Source organism: Massilia aurea, from assembly GCF_024753205.1.
Lineage (GTDB): Bacteria > Pseudomonadota > Gammaproteobacteria > Burkholderiales > Burkholderiaceae_D > Telluria > Telluria aurea.
In genome coordinates this window covers 682,833-701,861 of sequence record NZ_JANUGZ010000002.1, presented here as the reverse complement: position 1 = coordinate 701,861, position 19,029 = coordinate 682,833, and the positions used below count along the sequence as shown (strand labels likewise).

16 protein-coding genes and 2 tRNA genes are annotated in these 19,029 nt (G+C 63.0%); 6 read left to right on the top strand and 12 right to left on the bottom strand.

The genetic code is table 11. The features are described from left to right. Positions 1-532 precede the first annotated feature (532 nt). The 4 genes from NX775_RS08610 to NX775_RS08595 all read left to right on the top strand — a co-directional run bounded on the left by NX775_RS08610 (position 533) and on the right by NX775_RS08595 (position 4,499). Positions 533-2,491, top strand: a complete 1,959-nt coding sequence (locus tag NX775_RS08610; protein WP_258835620.1) for an AAA family ATPase — start codon at positions 533-535, stop codon at positions 2,489-2,491. A 106-nt stretch (positions 2,492-2,597) separates the two neighbouring features. Next, positions 2,598-3,866, top strand: coding sequence for a DUF445 domain-containing protein (locus NX775_RS08605; protein WP_258835619.1), 1,269 nt, complete (start codon positions 2,598-2,600; stop codon positions 3,864-3,866). A gap of 14 nt (positions 3,867-3,880) precedes the next feature. Then, positions 3,881-4,213: a putative signal transducing protein gene (locus NX775_RS08600; RefSeq protein WP_258835618.1), complete on the top strand. Its 333-nt coding sequence runs from the start codon at positions 3,881-3,883 to the stop codon at positions 4,211-4,213. Positions 4,214-4,340: 127 nt separating this feature from the next. Next, the gene (locus NX775_RS08595) at positions 4,341-4,499 is read left to right on the top strand and encodes a hypothetical protein (RefSeq protein ID WP_211524545.1); all 159 of its coding nucleotides are present in this window, start codon (positions 4,341-4,343) and stop codon (positions 4,497-4,499) included. 183 nt (positions 4,500-4,682) lie between these two features. Here NX775_RS08595 and NX775_RS08590 read toward each other — a convergent pair whose 3' ends face one another. The 8 genes from NX775_RS08590 to NX775_RS08555 form a co-directional block, all read right to left on the bottom strand. Beyond that, on the bottom strand, positions 4,683-5,897 hold the full coding sequence (locus tag NX775_RS08590) for a glycosyltransferase (protein WP_258835617.1): 1,215 nt from the start codon (positions 5,895-5,897) through the stop codon (positions 4,683-4,685). 43 nt (positions 5,898-5,940) lie between these two features. Continuing rightward, complete coding sequence (locus NX775_RS08585; protein ID WP_258835616.1) at positions 5,941-7,185, bottom strand: glycosyltransferase; 1,245 nt, start codon at positions 7,183-7,185, stop codon at positions 5,941-5,943. A 237-nt stretch (positions 7,186-7,422) separates the two neighbouring features. Next, entirely contained in the window at positions 7,423-8,865 is a 1,443-nt protein-coding gene (locus tag NX775_RS08580) for an oligosaccharide flippase family protein (RefSeq protein WP_258835615.1), read from the bottom strand. A 181-nt stretch (positions 8,866-9,046) separates the two neighbouring features. Beyond that, positions 9,047-9,123, bottom strand: a tRNA-Met gene (locus NX775_RS08575). Between the two features lie 59 nt (positions 9,124-9,182). Further along, positions 9,183-9,259: transfer RNA gene (locus NX775_RS08570), tRNA-Met, on the bottom strand. An 82-nt stretch (positions 9,260-9,341) separates the two neighbouring features. Beyond that, positions 9,342-10,295, bottom strand: a complete 954-nt coding sequence (miaA, locus tag NX775_RS08565; RefSeq protein WP_370660574.1) for a tRNA (adenosine(37)-N6)-dimethylallyltransferase MiaA — start codon at positions 10,293-10,295, stop codon at positions 9,342-9,344. Continuing rightward, on the bottom strand, positions 10,295-12,241 hold the full coding sequence (gene mutL / locus NX775_RS08560; protein ID WP_258835613.1) for a DNA mismatch repair endonuclease MutL: 1,947 nt from the start codon (positions 12,239-12,241) through the stop codon (positions 10,295-10,297). The genes miaA and mutL overlap by 1 nt, the downstream gene beginning before the upstream one ends. A gap of 69 nt (positions 12,242-12,310) precedes the next feature. Continuing rightward, positions 12,311-13,228: a peptidylprolyl isomerase gene (locus tag NX775_RS08555; RefSeq protein ID WP_258835989.1), complete on the bottom strand. Its 918-nt coding sequence runs from the start codon at positions 13,226-13,228 to the stop codon at positions 12,311-12,313. Between the two features lie 223 nt (positions 13,229-13,451). Here NX775_RS08555 and NX775_RS08550 point away from each other — a divergent pair, with 223 nt between their 5' ends. Further along, positions 13,452-14,504, top strand: a complete 1,053-nt coding sequence (locus tag NX775_RS08550; protein WP_258835612.1) for a carbonic anhydrase — start codon at positions 13,452-13,454, stop codon at positions 14,502-14,504. Between the two features lie 19 nt (positions 14,505-14,523). Here the strand turns inward: NX775_RS08550 and NX775_RS08545 are convergent, their stop codons facing one another. Genes NX775_RS08545 through tsaE form a run of 3 tightly spaced genes read right to left on the bottom strand, consistent with a single transcriptional unit; the run spans position 14,524 to position 17,328 of the window. Further along, positions 14,524-15,309 carry a D-hexose-6-phosphate mutarotase gene (locus NX775_RS08545; protein ID WP_258835611.1) on the bottom strand — a complete coding sequence of 262 codons (786 nt, stop codon included), beginning with the start codon at positions 15,307-15,309 and terminating at the stop codon, positions 14,524-14,526. Between the two features lies 1 nt (position 15,310). Continuing rightward, positions 15,311-16,867: an N-acetylmuramoyl-L-alanine amidase gene (locus NX775_RS08540; protein WP_370660565.1), complete on the bottom strand. Its 1,557-nt coding sequence runs from the start codon at positions 16,865-16,867 to the stop codon at positions 15,311-15,313. Next, positions 16,828-17,328 carry a tRNA (adenosine(37)-N6)-threonylcarbamoyltransferase complex ATPase subunit type 1 TsaE gene (tsaE, locus tag NX775_RS08535; protein ID WP_258835609.1) on the bottom strand — a complete coding sequence of 167 codons (501 nt, stop codon included), beginning with the start codon at positions 17,326-17,328 and terminating at the stop codon, positions 16,828-16,830. Before tsaE ends, NX775_RS08540 begins: the two co-directional genes overlap by 40 nt. Before the next feature lie 66 nt (positions 17,329-17,394). On the opposite strand from tsaE, the gene queG reads away from it, so the two are divergent. Beyond that, the gene (queG, locus tag NX775_RS08530; protein WP_258835608.1) at positions 17,395-18,510 is read left to right on the top strand and encodes a tRNA epoxyqueuosine(34) reductase QueG; all 1,116 of its coding nucleotides are present in this window, start codon (positions 17,395-17,397) and stop codon (positions 18,508-18,510) included. On the opposite strand, the gene NX775_RS08525 is transcribed toward queG, so the two are convergent. Continuing rightward, positions 18,507-18,887: a DUF3052 family protein gene (locus tag NX775_RS08525; RefSeq protein ID WP_258835607.1), complete on the bottom strand. Its 381-nt coding sequence runs from the start codon at positions 18,885-18,887 to the stop codon at positions 18,507-18,509. The genes queG and NX775_RS08525 overlap by 4 nt on opposite strands. Positions 18,888-19,029 lie beyond the last annotated feature (142 nt).

The following is a 19,029-nucleotide window of genomic DNA, read 5'->3' as shown; positions in this document are numbered from 1 at the left end:
CGCCTGTCTGAATAAGCATTTGCCGCCTTTGGCGGAATACATCTTATTGCTCAATTCTCCCCGGCTGGTTTTTGCAGTCGGCGCCAGCCTTTACGCCTTTTCTGGGGCAGTTGCAGAAATAGCCATCACTTTATATACCGATCGCGTCATATTGCATGCAGTCTGAAAAAGTTGACTGTGGTAAATATGCAGCGCTCAGCAATATAGATTTTCGTTCTCTAGTCATTTCATCATGCCATTCTCGCAAGAATGTCCGATTTATTTGACACACTCATCACGAATGCTGTCAGTCGGATAATCAATTCTCTTATCAAGACTTTCATTCGCCTTAAATCGCATACGTTTTTGACTTTTTGGTATTCCCGGCGGTTTTTTTTGAAGGTATAGTCTTCTTACTCCCTTGCCGCCAAGCATCAAAAAGCAAGCTGCAACACCTCGAATTTGTCGGCCCATTGCCGACGCCGGCCATCGTTACCGGTGGCATGGCACCCCAGTCTCTCTTTGCTGTACGCATTTTCGACGAGTACACCTTATGCCCAATTTTTCCCGTCTTCAGATTGCATTCAAGAACGTCTACGTCCGCATCCTTGCCGTCATCCTGATGGCCATGTTGGTGACGCTGGCGATCTTCAAATCCAATGTGCCGCAGGATGCGCGCCCGGTAGTCCACTCGCAGAACATCGCCGAGATTACCGCGCTGGCCAGCCAGAAAGCCCGGCTGGAATACCTCTTGATTGCCAAACCGCTGTCCGAAGCGCCGCGTTATATCTACAAGTTCAAGGATTCAGCAGCGCTAAACGTGGTCAAGGTGCCGAGCACGTCGCACCTGTCGCTTGAGCGCGAAGTGCTGCTCAAGAACGCGATTCCGTACTCGATCGCCAAGGACGACTTCCTCGCAGCCCACGAAGCCGTGATGGACGAGGGTGAAAGCACGCTGGCGCGCACCGGCGCCTTCTTCAAGCAGAACGCCTTCAATATCGCGATCGTGCTGCTGGTGCTGTACCTCATCAAATTCGGCATGCCGGGCACGGGCATGAGCGCATCGGTCATCACGCCGGACAAGCTCAAGGGCAGCATGGATGACCTGATCGGCATGGAAGACATCAAGCAGGAAGTGCTGCACCTGGAAGAAATGATCCGCAACCGCGCCGAGTACCAGTCGCACAATATCGATAAACCGTTCAACGTGATGCTGACGGGCCCGGCCGGTACTGGCAAGACCAAGCTGGTTGGCTACCTGGCCAAGCGCCTGAACCTGCCGATGATTTCGGCGTCCGGTTCGGCGCTCGAATCGGGCTATGTCGGCGGCGGCTCCAAGGCGCTGAACGCCTTGCACCGCAAGGCTTGCGCCAAGGGCAAGTGCATCATTTTCCTCGACGAAGCGCAGAGCCTCTTCATGCCGCGCGGGCGCAGCGAAAAGAAATGGGAAGACGACACCGCCAACACGATGCTTGGCCTGCTGGACGGCGTGAAAAGCGACAAGGGCGCGGGCGTCATCTGGATCGTCGCGTCGAACTTCGATGACAGCTCGACCGAGATGGACGAAGCAATGCTGCGCCGCTTCTCGGTCAAGATCAACTTCCGCCTGCCGAACAAGGCCGAGCGCCGCGAACTGCTGCGCAGCTTCCTGTCGCGCAAGAAGGATGGCCTCGTCGACTGGAATGACCTGAACCTGGACCAGGTCGCCGAGATCACCCAGAACCTGAGCCCGGCGCTGCTGGAAACCGTGGTCGAACGCGCCAGCATGCTGTCGATCCAGGAAAAGACGATCATCAACACGAACCTGCTGTTCCGCGCCTACGAGCGCGCCACGATCGGCCTGACCGACCGCGCCACGACGCTCGACAAGCACAAGCAGCGCGAGCGGATCGCCCTGCATGAGCTGGGCCACTTCTTCATGCAGATCGACCCGTTCCTGCGCCAGGGTCTGACGCTGGCCGAAGTCAAGGAACGCTCGCACCTGCTCAAGATCAGCACCGAGGCGGTGTCGAAGATTGGCGCGCTGGGCTATGTGCTGCAGTCGGGCGAAGACATGTCGCTGCGCACGCTGGAAGAACTCGAGCGCGACGTGGTAGGCCTGTACGGCGGCGTCGCGGCCGAAGAAATGTTCTATGGCCCGCGCGGTATTTCGGTGGGCAGCCAGAACGACATCGAGAAGATCACCAAGATGCTCAACCTGATGGTGAGCCGCCTGTCGATGTATTCGCGCTCGAAGATCGACTACAGCCAGCTGCAGAAGGATATCGGCGGCGAACACACGGTGCGGCTGGTGGAAGAAAAGGCCGACGCCTTGTACAGCTACACGCTGGACGCGATCCGCGACTACAAGCTGATGATGGAGTCGCTCAAGGACACGCTGTTGGAGCAGTATGTGCTGTCGAAGGACGAGGTGTTTGCGCTGCTGGAAGAACGCAGCGAACTCCTGCTGCCGCAGCTGCACGGACAGCGCTGCGCGAAGCTGACCTTGTGTGAGGAAGAAGTGGCGGCGTAAGGCGCCTGATTTCCTCTGGAAGAAGGATGCGCCGCGGGCAGCCGGCGCGTCACGCGCGGGCAAAGTCGGCTAGCATGGCAGCATCGCCACAGCCGGGCTGCCCCGCATGCAAAAGCACGACGAACTGCGCAAGTCCAAACTGATCGCCCTCGGCTTCTTCGTCGGCGCAGCCGTGCTGTTCGTGGTCAGCCTGCTGCTGCCGCAGACCTGGTGGACGGGCCTGTTGCGCGCGTTTTCCGAAGCCGCGATGGTCGGCGCGCTGGCCGACTGGTTCGCGGTGGTGGCGCTGTTCAGGCGCATCCCGATCCCGATCATCTCGCGCCACACCGCCATCATCCCCGGTAACAAGGACAAGATCGCCGACAACCTGGCGCTGTTCGTGCGTGAAAAATTCCTCGACACCGAGTCGATTCTCAAGCTGATCCGCCGCCACGACCCGGTGCAATTGCTGGCCGACTGGCTGGCCAAGCCCGCCAACACTGAACTGATGGGCGCGCACCTGGTGCGCGCCGCCACCTTCATGCTCGACTTCATCGAGGATGCACCGGTGCAGAACGTCATCCGGCGCGCGGTGCACACGATGGTCGGGAGCGTCGACTTGTCGAAGTCCGGCGGCGCCATCCTCGAGAGCCTGACGCGCGGCCGACGCCACCAGCAACTGCTCGACGAAGGCATCCGCCAGCTCGCCCATCTGCTGGACAATACCGAGACCCAGGGCGCCATCGCGGGTGGCATCGTCGACTGGCTCAAGGAAGACTACGCGCTGGTCGAACGCATGCTGCCGTCCGAACTGATTGGTCGCAAGGGTGCCGATATCGCCGTGCGCCTGGCCTCGGGGATTCTCAACAAGGTCGCGGCCGACCCCGCGCACCCGCTGCGTGAACGTTTCGACGAGTACGTGGCCGATTTCATCGAGCGCATGAAGGCCGACCCCGACTTCATCGCCAAGGCCGACGACGTCAAGCGCTACCTGCTCGAAGACGACACGTTCAACAGCTACGTCGGTTCGCTGTGGGCCGAGCTGAAGGCATGGCTCAAGCGCGATCTTGCCAGCGACGATTCGAGCATGCGCCGCCGCATTATCGGCATGGGCGCCTGGATCGGCAAGGCGCTGGGCGACGACCCGCAGCTGCGCCAATCGCTGCAAGACAATCTCGAAGCCGCCGCGCGCGGTGTGGCGCCCGAATTTGCAGGCTACCTCACGCGCCACATCGCCGACACCGTCAAGCAATGGGACGACCGCGAGATGTCGGCCCAGATCGAACTCAATATCGGCAAGGACCTCCAATACATCCGCATCAACGGCACCATCGTGGGCGGGATGATCGGTGTGGTCCTGTACCTGTTGTCGCACCTTCCCGTACTGCTGCGCTAAGCCAAGGAACCCGGATGCACACGCTCTCCCTGAACGACTGGCTCGCCGCCCACCCCGACATCGAAGCCGTGCCCGAGCGCGATTTATACGTCGTGGCGCGCTACATGATTCCCGTGGATGCCACGCTGGCGCAGGGCTGCCTGGAAGCATCGGGCATCCCGGCGATGCTGGCCGACGCGCACCTGATGCAGACCGACCTTCTGCTGGCGCCAGCGCTGGGCGGCGTGCGGCTCCTGGTCCCGGCCGAGCACGTGCAGGCGGCGCACGAGGTGCTGCTGGCGCTGGCGCGCGGGGACTTCGCGCTCGACGAGGATGCGGCCGATGGCGAGTGGCGTACGCCGACCTGAGGTGGCTTGAGCAAGTGCCCGCATCGGTGGTCTGGCGCACAAAACGCGAACCCGCAGCGGCGTAGGCTGATGCTGTCGTGGCCGGTCATCCCGGCTGGCCAACGCATTTGCTGACAGGAGAATCATCATGCCGCAAGGTGATAAATCGTCGTACACCGACAAGCAGAAGCGCCAGGTCAAACATATTGAAGAAGGGTACGAGAAGAAGGGCGTCGGGAAGAAGGAAGCAGAGCGTCGCGCCTGGGCAACCGAGAACAAGGTCTCGGGTGGGGGCAAGAAGCATTGATGCCGCGCCAAAGCAGTACCGGCTCAACAAAAAGCCGCTGCGTCGTTTGATGCAGCGGCTTTTTGTTAGATGGACACGGCCTTGTCTGCAAGCCTCAACGTTCTGGTACTACCATGCCGGCACAGCCGGGGTCAGGTCTGACAAATGGACACGGCCTTATCTGTAAGCTTGAATGTACTGGTACTACGGCTGAGCTTGTGTCCGAATGTCAGACCTGACCCCGGCTTTTTGAGCAGGTTTGACGATCGCCTCGAAGTGCGCGAGCAGCCCGTCGGCCACCTTGTCCCAAGTGTTCTCCAGCGCGTAGCCCCGTAGCCGCGCCGGGTTCCAGTCATTCTCCAGCGCGACACCGATGGCGTGCGCGAACGGCGCCGGTTCGCGGGCGTCGACCAGGATGCCCAGGTCTGGCCCCGTGATGATCTCGGGCACGCCCCAGGTGCGGTGGGCCACTACCGGCGTGGCGCAGGCCATGGCTTCGAGGACGACATTGGGCCAGCCTTCCTTTTCGCTGGCCAGGCAAAACACGTCGGCCGCCGAATACCAGGCGTGCAGGTCGGTGTTCAGCACGGCGCCGGCCCAGACGACGTGTTCGGCGATCCCGAGTTCGGTCGCCAGGGCGCGCAGGTCGGCTTCACAGTCGCCTTCCTCGCCGCCTTGCCCGACGACGATGAAGCACAGGTCCGTGTGCCCCGCGGCGCGCAGCAGGGCGTGGGCGCGCAGCAGGATGTCCACGCCCTTGCGTGGCACCAGGTGCGATACCGACAGCATGTAGCGCCGGTCGGTGCGCAAGCCCAGCGCCGTGCGGGCGTCCGTCTTTGCCGTGGGACGAAACCGCGCCGTGTCCACGCCATTGGTGGACGCATGGCCCTTGTCGGGCGGCGCGCCCAGCCGGATGGCGCCGTCTACCAGCGCCCGGGCGACACCGAAGTAGCGCGCGCTATGGCGCAGCGCGTACAGCACTTGCCGGATCCGCACGGGGAAACGGGGCAGGTCGTTGATGTCGTGGCCGCGCAAGGTGACGACATACGGCTTGCCGATGACGCGGGCCAGCAGGGCGCCCGCAAATCCTTCCGGAAACGCCAGGTGGCAGTCGAGCACGTCGATCTTGCCCTTGAGACCATGGGAGCCGATGAACCGCCACAGCGCGAAGGCCAGAAAGACTCCCTCCAGCGGCTTGAGCACGGCCGGGATCGAGAAGAATTTCGGGAAATAGGTCGGGTACGCGTTGGCGTCGGTCTGCGGCGCAATCTGGTTGCGGTTGGCATAGCGCGGGAAGTACCGCTCGCCGGGGAACCAGGGGATGGGCGAGACCACGATCAGATCGACCTTGGTCGACAACGCGTCCAGTCGTTGCTTGACGAACTGGGCATGTACCGGCATCCGTGGATTGGGAAACATGGTTGCGATACAAAGGATGCGGATGCGGTCGGTCATAAAATGCTTAAAGATTGTCCATGACATCGGCCAGGAAACGGTCTGCTTTTGCCTCCCAGCTTTCGCTTTGGAGAAAGTCGTCGAGGCGGGTGCGGGCATCGCTTGGATACGCTTCCGTGCCCGATTCGAGCGCGGCCAGCGCCGCAGCGACTGCCTGCGGGAACGCATCCGACGCCGCCAGGGTCAGGTAGGCAGCCAGCCGAATCGCCTCGGGAAGCGGCGACGTGATCACGGGCTTGCCCGTGGCCAGGTATTCCTTGAGCTTGAGCGGATTGATGTTCCAGGTCGACGCGTCGACCACGTAAGGCAGGATGCACACGTCGAAGTGTGCGACGTGACCGGGCAAGTCGGCATACGGCACCGCGCCGTAGAAGCGAAGGTTGGGCACATCGAAAAACTCACCGGGATCGCGATCCACAATCGGGCCCAGCACGACGAAGGTCGCCTGTGGTGACAGGAGCGCGGCAGCCCTGAGCGCCTGGCCGTCGACACGCTGGTCGAACACGCCGAACATGCCCACCAACGGATGGGGCAGGGCAGCCAGGGGGCTGGCAGGGTCGGGTAGGGCTCGCGAGAAATGCGCCAGGTCCACGCCATGGGTCAGCAGGGTCGACGCGTGCGCAAACGGGGACCGGGTTTCGAGAATCGAGGTGGACGTGGCGATCATCAGATCGCACGCATCCAGCGTTTGCTGCTCCAGGCGTTGCATGGCCGGACCATTGATACCATGCCAGTGCGTGAAGTCGTCGACGCAGTAATAGATTTTGCGCCTGAAAATATGATCGCGAAACAGGCCGGGCACGATGGGGGACGTACTTACCAGGATCGGTTGCTTGCCTGGCGCCACATGCCGAAGTGCCTCATGCACAGCGCCCGAGAGAAGGTGGTGATTCAATGCGGTGGATGTGGGACCCTGAAACGATGGCCACATGACAGGATTGACGATATACGGGAAAACGGCGTCCCTGGACACTGCCGGCAAGCAGGCATTTGCAGCACGACGTCCCCGGTCTCCCAAGCGCCGCTTTAATCGCGCACCGGGACGAATCCACGAACGAATGACCTGCACGGTCCTTTTGAAATCATGCAGGTTGAGTCGCGGCGTGCGCAGGCCAATGGTATTCACCCAAATAACCTGGACGTGCGGAATAATCCTCAGGAATAAATGCTGGCAACTGGATGGATGCCGGCCCCAATCATCGGCAAATACGACAAAAACGTACTGGGACAGCGGATGTTTAGGGTCTGGCATTCTGGCCAATTAATTCGGGACGGCACTTGGTAGGAAAAGGGGAATGTGTAATTGCACAAAAAACGATACACAATTCACATTGTCTGCCAAGATAAATAACGGCAGGTTTTTTCAGCAATGACAATTGTTATTATAATATCAGCTGAGACGAACCAATCGAGATCAAAATAAAGTCGCTGTCGCCGCAAACCAACTGACTCGTTATGCCCTGAAAATAAGCTTGGCATTCTCCCGTATTTATGCAATACGCGTCCGTAACCCGGACAGCATTTTATCGATCTCCGGGGTTAATGGATGCCCCGTGATGCGAAGTGACAGATACCAGAGGCATGCCAGGGGCAGGGCCGAGGCAAGAAGAACAAGAACCGGCGTGAATGAGGCGGGAAATGCCATTTTGAGCAACGCGGCGCCTGCCATGCAAATGATCGCAACGGCAGCGCTGGGCCATAAAGCCACCAGCATGGTCGACAGCCGGTGACGGAAATAGATGTGCTGCTGGATCAGCAGCACGGGCATCGCAACGATGGTCGCGCCGCAAATCACCCACGAAAAGCTGCGAATACTGCCGTCGAACAGGGCAAAGGCAAAGGCCACGCGCGACGCGAGCGTGACCGCGATCGGGAACGAGGCCAGGAACGGCCTGCCGATGGCCGTCATGGCCGCAGGGTAGTAATTGAAGATCGTGCCGATGGCGCAGGCCACCAGCAAGCCGTCGATGGCTGGCACCGAGGGCAGCCATTTTTCGCCATACAGCACGGTGATGATGTCCGCAGCGAACACATACGTCAGTCCGAGCGCAGTCCAGGCAATGCCGGTCAGCAGCGACGTTGCCTTGTTCAGCAAGGTGCCGACCGACTCGCCACGGTGGTGCGCCTGGGCGATGTACGACACCGAGCCATAATTTGCCGTGCTGCCGGCGATATGGAAAAAAATCGTGACGGTCGAATTGGCCCGGCTGAAAAAGCCGACCAGGGTCGCATTGCCCAGTTTTCCGAGAAGGATATCGGGAATCGAATTGTTAATCGAGCTGAGGCAATTTGTAAGAAGCGAGCTCATCCCGAAATGCACGACATCGCGCCAGTGCCGGAAAGAGGGCATCCATGGAAGATATTTGGGTCGGAAAGGGATGTACGCAATGGCGCACGTGATGATATTGACGAGATTGGCCCACGCCATGCTCAGCGCGCCAAAACCCATGAGAGCAAGAATAATGCAGGTGGCTGCCGATGTGGCAGTACTCACTGCCGTGACCCATGCCTGCTTGCCAGCTGCAAAATCCCGTATCAGCAGAGAATTGGTGATCGAGCCAAACGGGATGAAGACGAAGCAGATCGCGAGGACCTTCATCACGGGCACCATCTTGGGTTCATTGAACCATTCGCCAAACCAGTCGCTGCCGGCATAGATGGCTGCAGCAATCAACCACGAGGTCGTGAAAATCACGCCCGTGGCGGCGCGCAGCTTTTCCGGCGTCAGTTCTTTTTCGCGCTGCAGATAACTGCCGACGCCGAAATCCTGAAAAATATGGGCGATATTGATGAATACGATGGTCATCGAATAGATGCCAATATCGCTGGGGCTCAGTACGCGTGCAAGAAACAGTGTGACGGCAAACTGGACAATCGTTCCGCCAGTCGACGTAAAAAAGTTGATGAACAGGGAGCGCCGAATGTTCGCCATAAGATAGAGCCGCTTTTTTTCTATTTATCCGGCTCATTATGCACGGTGGTGCAGGCCGAGCATATATTCGCAGGGACTAAATTCTGGCATTGCGTGCCGTGGACGGGCAGGGCACAAAAAAACCGCAGTCTCCGTGGTGGAAACTGCGGTTTCTGGCGCTCTCTGTTGCGAGAGTGAAGCTTGGTGGTGATAGGTGGACTTGAACCACCGACCCCAGCATTATGAGTGCTGTGCTCTAACCAACTGAGCTATATCACCGGAACGGGCAAAAGCAAAATGGCCTGACTCGTTGGAGCCAGGCCATCGCCTGAAATCTTTGGTGGTGATAGGTGGACTTGAACCACCGACCCCAGCATTATGAGTGCTGTGCTCTAACCAACTGAGCTATATCACCGCAACGGCAAGTATTATCCGGCGTGAGTGGATGGCTGTCAAGATCGCTGGTGCGTGTGGGTCACAAATAGTCGCCGCACATGTCATTTTTCCAACAGCGCAAGGTGCGCCAGCATCGCGCCGGCCGGATCCGGCCCCAGGCAATCGATGACGATCCGGTCCGGCATCGCGCGCAGCCACGTGATCTGGCGCTTGGCCAGCTGGCGCGTGGCGATGATGCCCGTCTCGCGCAGCGTGGCGCGGTCGATGCGCCCGTCAAGGTAATCCCAGGCCTGGCGATAGCCCACGCAGCGGATCGACGGCAGCAGCGGCGACAGGTCGCCCCGTGCACGCAGCCGCGCGACTTCTGCCACCAGCCCGCTGTCGTCGCGCGTGCCCAGCATTGCGTCGAAACGCTGCACGATGCGCTTGTGTAGTACCGCGCGGTCATCGGTCTCCAGACCGAACGAGACGAGCCTGAACGGCAGCACGGGCCTGGTGCGCAGCGCCAGCAGCGCCGACATCGGCTTGCCGGTCAGTTCGATGATTTCCAGCGCGCGGTTGATGCGCTGGGCGTCGTTCGGTGCCAGCCGGTCGGCGGTGATGGGGTCGAGCGCGCGCAGCTTGTCGTGCATGCCGGGCCAGCCGATGCGGGCCGCTTCGGCGTCGAGCGCAGCGCGCAGCGCCACGTCGGCGGTGGGTAGATCGTCCAGCCCCTCGACCAAGCCCTTGAAATACATCATCGTGCCGCCGACGAGCAGTGGCAGCGCGCCGCGCGCCGTGATCTCGGCCACCAGCCGGATCGCATCGTTGCGGAATTGCATGACCGAATACGCATCGAGCGGATCGAGGATGTCGATCAGGTGATGCGGCACGGCGGCCAGTTCATCGGGTGTGGGCTTGGCGGTGCCGATGTCCATCTCGCGATAGACCAGGGCCGAATCGACCGAGATGATTTCGACGGGGCGCGTTTGGGCGATGCGCAGGGCGGCTGCGGTCTTGCCGGAGGCGGTCGGGCCCATGATGGCCACGGCCAGCGGTTGGTTCATGTTACCCATCATTGACCGCGCAGGAACAGCTTGTCGAGCGCAGAAATTTCGAGCTGCACCCAGGTCGGGCGGCCGTGGTTGCACTGGTCGGCGCGCTCGGTGCTTTCCATCTGGCGCAGCAGCGCGTTCATTTCGGGCTGGCTCAGGATGCGGTTGGCGCGCACCGCCGTGTGGCAGGCCAGGGTGCCCAGCAGCTCGTTGCGCCGTTCGATCAGCACGCGCGAGCCGCCGAACTCGCGCACGTCGCGCAGCACGTCGCGCGCCAGCGTCTGCGCATCGGCGTTTTTGAGCAGCGTCGGCACGCTGCGCACCGCCAGCGTCGTCGGCGACAGGGCCGCGATGTCAAAGCCCAGCGTTGCCAGCGTGTCCGCGTGCTCGTGCACGGTGGCGACTTCCATCGCGTCCGCGTAGAACGTGACCGGGATCAGGAGCGCCTGCACCTGCATTTCCTGGCCCTGTGCCTGGGCGTCGAGCGCATTCTTGATCTGCTCGTACAGGATGCGCTCGTGGGCCGCGTGCATGTCCACCAGCACCAGGCCGCGCGTGTTCTGCGCGAGGATGTAGATGCCGTGCAGCTGGGCCAGCGCGAAGCCGAGCGGGAAGTCGTCGTTCGACAGCGGCTTGTCGGCCGCCGTCATGGGCACCGGTACCGGCATCAGCGCCGGGCTTGATGCAGTGCCAGACGAACTGCTGGCCGCATCGGACGCAAACAGCGCGCCGTAGGATTCAAGGCGTTGGGCCACGCCGCCACCGGTGGCCGCATCGTCCCAGCGGCTGCCCGCTGCATACGGCGATGGCGAGAAGGTCTGCGTGAGCTGCGCGCCGAACGAGGTCTGCTCGTGCGGGCGCTGTTGCGGCTGCGATGGCGACTGCGACAACTGCCATAGCGGCGTGCCGCTCGGGCGCACCTCGGCCGCCGTCATCGGCCCCGGCACGCTGCCGTGCGCGGTGGCCGACGTCTGCGCCAGCGTGCGCTGCACCGCGTGGAACACGAACTGGTGCACCGCGCGGCTGTCACGAAAGCGCACCTCGGTCTTCGACGGGTGCACATTGACGTCGACCAGCGCCGGGTCGAGGTCGAGCGAGAGCACATAGGCCGGGAAGCGGTCGCCGTGCAGCACGTCCTGGTAGGCCGCCTTGACCGCGTGCACCAGCACCTTGTCGCGCACAAAGCGCCCGTTCACGTAGAAGAACTGGCCATCGGCGCGCGCCTTGGAGGCCGTCGGCAGGCCGACGTAGCCATGCAGGTGCAGCGGGCCGGCCGCTTCGTCGAGCGCCAGGCGCGCCTCGGCAAAATCGTTGCCCAGGATGTGGGCGCTGCGCTTGGCCGCTTCGCTGACGTTCCAGTGGTCGATCGTGCGGCCGTTGTGCGACAGGCTGAAGGCCACGTCGGGGCGCGACAGCGCGATGCGGCGCACGACCTCGGCGCAGTGCGCGTATTCGGTCTGTTCGGACTTGAGGAACTTGCGCCGCGCCGGCGTATTGAAGTACAGGTCCTGCACGTCGATCGTGGTGCCACAGGCGCCCGACGATGGCGCCACCACGCCTTCATGCGAGCCGACGATCTCGAATGCGTGCGCAGCGTCGGCCGTGCGCGACGTCACGCGCACCGAGGCGACCGATGCAATCGAGGCCAGTGCTTCGCCGCGAAAGCCCAGCGTGCCGACGTTTTCCAGGTCGCTCAGCGAAGCGATCTTGGACGTCGCGTGGCGCGACAGTGCGAGGGGCAGCTGCTCGGGTGCGATGCCGCGGCCGTTGTCGGTGATGGCGATGCGCTTGACGCCGCCTTCTTCCAGGCGGATGGTGATCGTCGTCGAACCGGCGTCGAGCGCGTTTTCCAGCAACTCCTTGACGACGGCCGAGGGCCGCTCGACCACTTCGCCGGCGGCGATCTGCGAGATGAGCTGGTCGGGAAGCTGCTGGATGGGGCGGATGGTCGGGGCAGGGGCGTTCATCCGCAGATTATAGCCCGTCGAAAAAGACCCGGATCGTCCCCGGCTGCAAATTGCGCCGCCCCTGTGATATCAAGGCTGCTCGCGCACCGGAATCGGCACGTTGCACAGGTCGATCGCGCCGGCGGCGACCTTGCTCCACGGCCCGCCGCGGTTGCGCTGGGCGTCGATCACGGCCTGGAACGCGGCGCTGTCCGAGCGCATGACTTCGAGCTTGCTGCGCTCGGCAGGCGGCACGTCGGCCGCCATGCGCACGCTGGCGATCGGCGTGCGCTGTTCGGCCTTCTCGTAGAAGCCCGACGCGCCGGTCCCGCGCGGCATGACGGTGAGCAGCGGCATGCCGGCCACGATGCGGCCCACGACCGTGATGTTGCGGTCCAGGTGGCGCGGCGCGTGGCCGATCACCGTGTAGAGCTGCGAGCCATTGCCGGTATCGGCGTCGTTGTCGCGCGCCACGCCGATCATCGCGTAGCAGTGCGGCAGCCAGGTTTGCCTGGTCGCCGGATTGCGCGCGACGGGAAAGCCATCGACGTGGCCGACCTGCGGCGCGTAGACGTCGCGTTCCTTCAGGCGCGTGAAGCTGTCGTTCTTCGTATACGGCACGGTGAATTCAGCGGCGACGGTCTTGGCGGCCTTGAACGGGCGCGGCTTTTCTTCATCCGGGTCGCCCCATTGCACGACAAAGCCATCCTGCGCGCGCATCACCCACAAGCCGTCGAAGTAGCGCTCGCGTACCAGCGCGCGGATATTGGCCACCGTGTTCGGCGCGAAGCGCGGCGCCAGCTCGATGACGACGCGCCCCGTTGGCAGCTCGATGTACATCGTGTTCTCGGGGTCGAGCGCGCGCCACTCGGCCACTGTCAGCCGGGGCGGCAATTCCTGCCTGGCCTTGGCCGCTGCGGCGTGCGCGCTGGCGATGCTCAGCAGCGCGCACAGCGCTGCGCCGACGGTTGCGTGGATCGTGTTCTTTTTTGATGACACTGCCTGCATCTGCTCTCCCTGTCGCGGCGGCGCCGCCTTATAAGTATCGGGCAATTGTAATCGAGGGGAAAGCGCGCAGGGCTGGTGATGCAAGGATGGTATGAGGTGTTGTCGCGCAGGCCAGCAAACCAGCCGATCTGGACATTAAATGGCCGATGTTGCCGCAGCGCACTCAAGTTACTCGCCCCCGGTCCGATAAAGGATGGAGAGAATCAAACTATCCGAAAATCACATGCGTAACCTGATCGCACTATGTACGCTGGGCCTGGTCATCGCCCTGGCACAGGCGAACGAACCGACACCGAAGACTGCCAAGCCCGTGGCCGAGCCGGCCAAGCCTGCGATCGCGTCGATCCGGCCGAACCTCAAGCCCGCTGCTGCTGCCCCTGCTGCGCCTGTTGCTGCCGCCGCCGCTACGCCCGCGAAATCCGAAGAGGATACCGAGGTCGACCTGTCGGTGCGCATTGCCGAAAAGCTCGCCGAGCTGCGCGCCAAACAGGCGCTGCGCGCCGAAGAAGCCGCGCGCGCCCGCAAGGCGGCCGACGCGCGCCGCAAGAAGGAAGCCGCGATGGTGGCGGCCGTGGCCGTCGAAACGGCCAAACCGAAGAACGGTACGCACTGGAGTTATGACGGCGAGTTCGGGCCCGAGAACTGGTCGAAGATTAATACGGCATGGGCAGCCTGCAACGCGGGCAATCGCCAGTCGCCGATCGACCTGCGCGATGGCATCAAGGTCAACCTCGAGCAGATCACGTTCGACTATCAGCCGAGCTCGTTCAACGAGATCGACAATGGCCACACGGTGCAAGTCAATGTCGCGGGCGGGAACTTCCTGACCGTGGGCGGCACCACGTATGAGCTGCAGCAGTTTCACTTCCACCGGCCGGGGGAAGAACGCGTGAATGGCCGCGGCACCGAGATGGTGGTGCACCTGGTGCACAAGAGTTACGACAACAAGATCGCCGTGCTGGCGGTACCGCTCGAGCGTGGCGACGCCAATCCGATGATCCAGACCGTGTGGAACAACCTGCCGCTGGAAAAGCTGACCACCGTGACGCCATCGATCGTGCTGAACGTGAACGAGATCCTGCCGGCGCGGCGCGACTACTTCACGTACATGGGCTCGCTGAGCGAGCCGCCCTGTACCGAGAACGTGCTGTGGATCGTGATGAAGCAGCCGATGACGGCCTCGCCGCAGCAGATGGCGCTGTTCTCGCGCCTCTATCCGTACAATGCGCGGCCTGTGCAGCCGAGCAATGGACGGATGATCAAGGAATCAATGTAACTGCGCTATGTAATGGCGCTCAGCTGACCCGGTAGCGGCCTTCCCAGGCCGCGCCGGGTTCGAGCTGCACCGGCGTCAGCTGCGCCGGTTCGATGCAGACGAAGCGCTGATACTCTTCATCTTCCATGTCCGGCAACGCCGCCGTGTCGGCTGCGCCCGGATTCCACACGACCGCATCGGAAAAGCCTTCCTGCTCGAGGGTCAGCACGCGCGCCCAGGTACCCAGGAAGATGGTGTCGTCGACCTGTTCGTACACCACGTCGAGCTTGTCGGCGATCGACAGCGTGCCCGCCTCGAGTCCTTCGATGCGTACGTCGGCCAGGTGCGGCACGAGGTGGTAGCTGTGCAGCGCCGCCGCAAACGGAAACGCTGCGTCGCCTGTATTACGCACATTCAACGCCATGATCAGTTCGTTGGCGCGCACGGCCACGCGTAGTTGCAGCGCGAACCGGTGCGGCCACGCGCCCGCCATGGCTGGCGGCAGATCGGCCTCGTTCAAACCAAACACGGCCCACGCCGCGCCATCCTCGACGCCGCTGTCTTCCAGGCGCCAGGTGCACACGCGCGCAAAGCCATGGCGCATGCCGTCGCCGCGCTCGGCGAACTGCGGAAAGATGACCGGCACGCCGCCACGGATCGCGCGGCTGCCGTCGAGCGCCGAGCGGGCGCTCAGGAACACGCGCTCACCGCCGTCGGCGCCATGCCACGAGACCAGGTGCGCGCCGTACAGCGTGACGACGGCGGTGGCGCCGTCGGGCGCCGTTATGCGGATCGCGGGCAGCTGCCCGAAAGTAATGTGGTCCATGTCAGGTCTGGCGGCTCTTGGCCATCGGCGGGTTGTCGGCGAAATAACGGCGGATGCCGTTCGTGATGGCGTTGGCCAGTTGATCCTGGTAGCCGTTGTCGTTCAGGCGCGCTTCTTCTTGTGGATTCGAGATGAACGCGGTCTCCACAAGAATCGACGGAATGTCCGGCGCCTTGAGCACGGCAAAGCCGGCCTGCTCGACCGACGCCTTGTGCAGCCGGTTGATGCCGCCGATTTCCCGCAGCACGGCCTTGCCGAGCTTGAGACTGTCGTTGATCTGCGCCGTCGTCGACAGGTCGAACAGCACGCTGGCAAGCTGCTTGTCGGCGCTGCCGCCAGCCAGGTTCACGCCGCCCACGAGGTCGGCCCGGTTCTGGTCACTGGCCAGCCAGCGCGCGGCGCTGGAACTGGCGCCTTTTTCGGACAGCACGAACACCGATGAGCCGCTCGCCGTGGGCGAGACCCAGGCGTCGGCGTGGATCGACACGAACAGGTCGGCCTGCACCTTGCGCGCCTTCTGCACGCGGGTGTTCAGGGGTACGAAGAAGTCGCCGTCGCGGGTGAGCATCACGCGCGTGTTGGGCAATTGTTCGAGCTTGGTCTTGAGGCGCTTGGCCACTTCGAGCACGATGTCTTTTTCGCGGCTGCCGTTGGCGCCGATCGCGCCCGGGTCTTCGCCGCCGTGGCCCGGGTCGAGCGCGATGGTGACCATGCGCGCCACTTTCTGGGGCTGGCGCGCGCTGGCCCTGCCGGGCGTGGGCTGCACTGCCTGGGCCGGCGGTGTACCGCGCAGGCCCGAGATTTCGGATTCGAGCCGGGCAATGGCATCGGGCGCGGCGTTCGGCTGCGTACGCGGCGCCACTGGCGGCGGCGTCGGGATCTGTACCGGCGGCGTGGCGGCGACGATGGCGCCTGCTGCTGCGGCCGTGCCCGGGCCGATGGCCCCGGACGGCGGCAGCACGGTGGCCGGCATCGTGGCGCCCGGCGGGCCGGACACCGGATCGCCCAGCGCCGGCGTGCCGGCTGCCACGGTCTTGGTCGGGCCGGTGCTCCATTCGCCGCTTTCGATCATCGCCGCGATCGGGTCGACCGGCGTGACCGGATACAGGTCGAAGATCAGGCGGTGCTGGTAGCCGGCCACGGGCGCGAGCGTAAACACCTGCGGCTTGACCTCGGCCTTGAGGTCGAACACCAGGCGCACGACGTTCGGCCGGTTCTGGCCCACGCGCACCTGCTTGATGTACGGGTCGTTCGATTCGATCTTGGCGACCAGGCTCTTGAGCGTGGGGTTCAAGCCCAGGCCGTCGATGTCCACGACCAGACGCGGCGGATCGGGAATCAGGAAGTGCTCGGTCTTGAGGTTGGTATCGTTTTCGAGCGTGACGCGGGTGTATTCAGGCGCGGGCCAGACACGCACCGCCAGGATCTGGTTGGCGCTGGCGGGCAACGGCGCGACGACGGACAGCAGCAGCGTGCCGCCGGCCTTGAGCATGACGCGGCGGCGTGCGGACGCAGTGGTTACTGGGGCGGCGGGAGGAAAGCGAGACGATCGAGGCATAGCAGGCCTAATTCAGACAACGCTTGCAATTCTACAGCACGGCCGTTTCCGCTGACGCTCAGCAGTAAACGGATGTCCGGCGGCGGTAACACGGGCTCGCCTTTTTCGGGCCATTCGACGATGCAGACGTTGTGGCCGTCAAAATCTTCGCGAAAGCCGGCGTCCAGGAATTCTTCCGGACTCGACATGCGATACAGATCGTAGTGGATCACGCTCAGCGGATTGTCGTCAAGCATCACGTTGTACGGCTCCGACAACGTGTAGGTCGGGCTCTTGACCGTGCCCGTATGACCCAGCGCGCGCAGCAGGGCGCGGGTGAGGGCAGTCTTGCCGGCGCCCAGGTCGCCGTGCAGGTAGATGACGAGGCCCGGCGCCAGCGCGCGGGCTAGCGCGCCGCCCAGTGCATTGGTGGCCGACTCGTCCGGCAAATAGTGGTGCTGGTGCGCTTTGATGGGCTGCATGGCATAAAATAGCGTGGTTTTACTGAATTTTGCTGCGTTCTTTTCTTGTGGTGTTCCCACCCTGGTATGTCCGATTCCCCAACCTCATCCGTCGATCTGCCCCAGCTAGCGCGCGCCATCAAGGGATGGGGCGTGGGGCTGGGCTTTGCCGACGTGCGTATTGCCGATGTCGATCTGGGGCACCTCGAAGCAGGCCTGCAAGCCTGGCTGGATGCGGGCTACCACGGCGAGATGGATTATATGGCAACCCACGGCATGAAGCGTGCGCGGCCGGCCGAACTCGTGCCCGGGACCGTGCGCGCGATCGTGGTGCGGATGGACTATCTGCCGACCGAACGCCAGGGCGACTGGCGCGCCGGCGAACGCCTGCGCCAGGCCGACCCGAACGCGGCCGTCGTGTCGGTATATGCGCGGGGCCGCGACTACCACAAGGTGCTGCGCAACCGCCTGCAGGCGCTGGCCGAGAAAATTCAGGAGAACATCGGGCCATTCGGGTTTCGCGTGTTCACCGACTCGGCGCCCGTGATGGAATTGCCGCTGGCCGAAAAAGCCGGCCTGGGCTGGCGCGGCAAGCACACGCTGCTGCTGTCGCGCGCGGCCGGTTCGACCTTCTTCATCGGCGAGATCCTGATCGACCTGCCGCTGCCGGTCGACCCGCCCACCGGCAAACATTGCGGCGGCTGCACGGCCTGCATCGACATGTGCCCGACCGGCGCGATCCTGGGCCCGGGCAAGCTCGACGCGCGGCGCTGCATCTCGTACCTGACGATCGAGCTCAAAAGCAGCATCCCCGAAGAGTTGCGCCCGCTGATCGGCAACCGCATCTACGGCTGCGACGATTGCCAGGTCGCATGCCCATGGAACAAGTTCGCGCAGCGGGCACAGGTGCCCGATTTCGACGAGCGCAACGGCCTGGGCGAGGGCGACCTGATCGGCCTGTTCGCCTGGGAAGAAGCCGAATTCAACCGGCGCATGGAAGGCAGTCCGATCCGGCGCATCGGACACGAGCGCTGGTTGCGCAATCTGGCTGTGGGGCTGGGCAATGCGGCGCAGCAGTTGCCTGGCGATGCGGCCATCGTCGCGGCGCTGCAAGCGCGGGCCGAGCATCCATCCGAGCTGGTACGCGAGCATGTGGCGTGGGCGCTGGTGCGCCACGGCGCCGGGCCCGATTCGGCCAACTAGACTGCAATGCGTTTCAGGCGCAGCGCCGACCAGTCACCATCCATCGAAATCATGGCCACGCCGGTGATGCCATGCTCCTTGGCATAGGCATTGATCGAATCACGGTTGATGTCGGTTGCCTTCGAGGCCGTCTGCTTCAGGTACGCGATCCAGAGCGAGCCGGTGTCACCTAACTGTTGTTTGGCGAGCGGCAGGTAATGCGCGAGGTCGTTCTGACCCAGGCAAAACATCAGGATGACGTCGAACGGCCCGTTCCCTTGTTTGACGATGTCGGCCGGCAGCTGCGCCGTCACGGTTGGATTGGCTTGGCCATTGAGCACGAGCATCGATGTCGCTGTGCGTAGAAACATCTTGTCTGCAACTGTCTTTTCGTTCATGCGCGTTTCCTGAAAAAGCCTGTGCATCGCGGCGCCCTGGCCGCGGCGCGTTCAGACATTATTTTAGGCGCAGTCAACGTTAAATAGAGACTCGCTTTGAACTGATGATCAGTCCAGTGGTCCAACCCCTGTCCTCAGCGTC